Source organism: Pantoea stewartii subsp. stewartii (genome assembly GCF_008801695.1).
Classification (GTDB): domain Bacteria; phylum Pseudomonadota; class Gammaproteobacteria; order Enterobacterales; family Enterobacteriaceae; genus Pantoea; species Pantoea stewartii.
Map to the genome: position 1 here is coordinate 1 of NZ_VZPF01000169.1, position 2,371 is coordinate 2,371.

A 2,371-nucleotide genomic window follows, 5' to 3' on the forward strand; every position below is an offset into this window, starting at 1 on the left:
GTACATTCTGTCCGTTAATGACCGTATTACCGGTATACAGCATGATATGCCCCGGAATGTATACAAGCGTGGTAAACGGCCTGCCATGCTCCGTGAGATAACGAAGCCGTGTGCTGGTGTCCTCCTGGCTAAGGTCGACAATCCGGGCTGCAGCCTGTATCTGTGCCGCTGAGTTTCTGGGAAGAAATATCCCAAAGGGCATCATGAGGCTGCGCATTTCGGCAGAGCAGTCATTATAGAAGTTATAATTTCCCCAGCCATAGGGCCTGCCGCTCATCGACTTCATCAGTAAAGCTATATTTCCGGGAGTCATTTCCCATGGCATGGCGACAAACTCATCTTTCTGAAGTCTGACCTGGCGAATCTGTGCGCGGCCATCGCTTTTACGCACGGGCACAGTAACGTCAAAAAAGCCGGGCTGTCTGTTCCTGAATGGCAGAATGGTTCCGGGACGTGCAGTAAAATAATACTGTCCTCCTTCATGGACGGAAACCGGTTCTTTAATAAATGCGCCCAGGTTTTTATCTGCCAGCGTAAGCCATTCGGTAACAAACTGCTGATCCACCGCTGCAATATCTTCGCTGCGCACCCACCCGGTAATTGTGGGGGATAAAGCGTATTTCCAGCGCCTGTCGCGGCTGGCCGCCAGCACGTAGACGGGGGTGCCGGGACGGACAGATGACATCTGTAAATTGTCAAAAGGGTAGCCCTGCCCGGCCTGACGGGGATCGTCATAAGCCGGATCGGCGGTCGGAAGAACCCTGACCAGCGTTTCCCTGACGGCAATTCCCCGTCCCGAAGGGCGATAAATATGGTCGACGCTGGTCGTCGCGTTATTCCTTACCTGCTGTTTCCAGCTGTCCGGGTGGATCCTGAAGTTCTCGCCCCAGGAAACACTTTGCTACCCCAGATACTTCCTGATGCTGGCGTCGCGGGCGCCTTCAGCCCCTTTGCTCAGGACTGATGCGATGTAAGAAGGGTTCCAGGGAGACTTTTCGCCCGCCCCCATACCAAAATAACGGGATTTCAGGTCAGAAAAGTGGCGCTGCTGTGCCGCGGTATCCATAACGGGAACATGCCTGTCCGGGCCGGGAGGGAACCATTTATCAACGGACTGCGGGTAGTTTCCCAGCGGGAACAGCGATTTGGTCGGGTCGATATAGTCTGCCGGCACATTGCCGGCAGACGTCACGTCATTTAACCCCGGCCTGTGCGGAGCGGTGTGGCATGCCGATAACAGCAGGGGAACCATCAGGCAAAGAGGCTTTATTCCTTCCGGTATCTGGATTCTTTTCATACGGCGGCTCCGGTAACGGGCGGGTCACTCGGCCCGCAGCACGACGATGCCCGGCTTCGCGCGCATGTATTCCAGAAACGGCGAATCCACCACTTTTCTGTTTGCTGCCAGTGAGGAGGCATTCCTGAACCACACCTGCCCGTCGTGGCGGACCACGATACCCACATGTGAAACGTCCAGCCCTTCAAGCGGAGAGTAGACGCCGACATAATCCCCGGTTTTCAGACGGTCCAGCACCTGCTGGCTGATGGTGTTTCCGGGAATGTAATTTATTTTACGGGGATGAATGCCCAGCCCCGGGATGTACTCCCCCCCGTCCGGTTTACGGTTAAGCTGTTTGTCCGCCACGGCATAGTCAGGGCTGATATCCGGTGTGACATCCCGGGCATTGCGTGGTGCGGTGGTGAACCAGTCGGAGAAGAAGTGCCGGCGGCTGAGGTAGTCAACGTTCCCCCCGGTGTAACGAACCTCTGTAAGATTATGCAGGAACGATTTCTGGTCATGGCTGCGGGTCAGGGCCTCGACGTAATCTGCCAGGGTAAAGCAGTCCACACCGTTGAAATTCACGACAAGCGCTTCGGGGGTACCGGGCCCGCCGATGAGCGTATCAGCCTGGTAAGGCGTACCGAGAAAAGCAGATGACACGCGGCTGATAACGTCCCCGTGATTTTCACCTGAAGAAGGGATGACATCCGAGCGAATAATCTGGTTTACTTTTTCTGCCGTAACGCTGTCCATGATAGTCTGATATTTTTCTGTACCGGGTGCCGCACAGGCCGTCAGATACGCCGACATAAATAAAACCGTCCATACTTTTACTTTCACAATCATCTTCCTTAAAGGTAAAAATCCCACCTGTACCTTCAAGGAAGATGATTGTAATAGATACAAAAAAATCGCCATCGGTTGATTTCCGGTTGAAAAATCAGGAACCGGATAGTGCGGAATGTGAAGGCCATCACGCGACCTGACTCTCTTTCGTTTTTGCTGGGTTATCTTGTGGGGGCTGAGCGCTCAGTGATGCCTGACTGCGAGTGGGTGTCGGAAATTTCGGCGGTTCCGGCGTAGAACCCC

Annotated in this window: 1 protein-coding gene and 1 pseudogene; both read right to left on the reverse strand. The window is 54.4% G+C overall.

What is annotated here, in order from left to right:
• A pseudogene (locus F7Q90_RS25255) lies at positions 1-1,297 on the reverse strand (SH3 domain-containing protein); the annotation flags it as partial.
• A 24-nt stretch (positions 1,298-1,321) separates the two neighbouring features.
• The gene (locus F7Q90_RS25260) at positions 1,322-2,128 is read right to left on the reverse strand and encodes a DUF1460 domain-containing protein (protein WP_085980116.1); all 807 of its coding nucleotides are present in this window, start codon (positions 2,126-2,128) and stop codon (positions 1,322-1,324) included.
• Between the last annotated feature and the right edge of the window lie 243 nt (positions 2,129-2,371).

Coding starts and splice junctions, on each gene's coding strand:
- F7Q90_RS25260 (WP_085980116.1), bottom strand. CDS start 2,128: ATGATTGTGAAAGTAAAAGTATGGACGGTTTTATTTATGTCGGCGTAT.